Here is a 1077-nt window from a genome sequence, read left to right on the forward strand (position 1 = left end):
GATCTTTTGAATTGTTTAATTTTCCATTGTTCAAATTTAATATATTGCTCAAACGCTGAATCAAAACAGTCCATGGCAACTTTATGATCTCCGATATTATTTGCGATTTTGACGCATCTCATATCTATAAAACATAAGTCACTGTGAAATCCATGGCATTCAGTACCTACTATTTTATCAAACAACTGTCGAGTCAATAAAAGAAGCTCCAATCCTTCTCGACTATTATTCAGCTCATTATTACACACTATCGCTTCATCAAGTGATTTTTGAAAAGCATGAAGAAGCTCTAACACTGCGTCTCCACGATATTGTTCAGCCCTTTTCTCATCATTTATACTGCCGATACTTCCTAAATTTCCTAACAGAACTTGTCTGCACAATTCAAGGTCGGGCTGTTCAGATGCTTTCTGCTCGGCTTTTTCATATTTACCAAGGCAGGAATATACGGATAATAACGGAATGATACACGATTGGTCATGAGGCAATAATTTCTCATACAGTTTAGCGGCTTCTTCCCAAAAGATATTTGGCTCTTTGCCTTTATTTTTCCAACCTTGCTTATTTAAAGCACAAGCAAGCTTGGTCTTAAAATCCACTCTGTCTGGAAACTCTTCAAGCCCTCTACGCATTAGAGCAATACACTCTGTCATATCATCGTTATTATTTATCAGCCATTGAGCCTTATCATTATATTTCTGAATAATTCTGTTCCTGTCATTATTATAGCCAAACAATTCATCGATCGATATATGGAAATAGTTAGCTATCGATGGGATCATCTCCATGTCCGGATAACCGCCATTTGCCTCCCACCTTGAAATGGCTTGTGGCGTAACACCTAAGGCGGTGGCTAGGTCCTCTTGCTTCCTTCCTGTCACCTTTCGCAGTTCTTTTATTTTCTCACCAATTTTTACTTGCATTTAAATACCTCCGAATTATTTTATCACCGGTGTACGCTAATTATAGCATAGAGATAAACTCAGGTCAATTATCAATTCGTTGTTTCGTACTCAATGGTTCGTTGCTTTATAAAAACGTCCAAGTGGGCAACATCTCCCGACTTTGCCACTGAAG

General features: G+C 38.0%; 1 protein-coding gene. It reads right to left on the reverse strand.

Features of this window, described 5'->3' with window-relative positions; translation table 11 throughout:
* Window positions 1-923, reverse strand: a 923-nt coding sequence (locus QVO88_RS09450) for a helix-turn-helix transcriptional regulator (protein ID WP_288177964.1), incomplete at its 3' end; no start/stop codon positions are given.
* Window positions 924-1077 lie beyond the last annotated feature (154 nt).

This window comes from Ruminococcus sp. CAG:57 (genome assembly GCF_000435935.1).
Taxonomy (GTDB): domain Bacteria; phylum Bacillota; class Clostridia; order Oscillospirales; family Ruminococcaceae; genus Hominimerdicola; species Hominimerdicola aceti.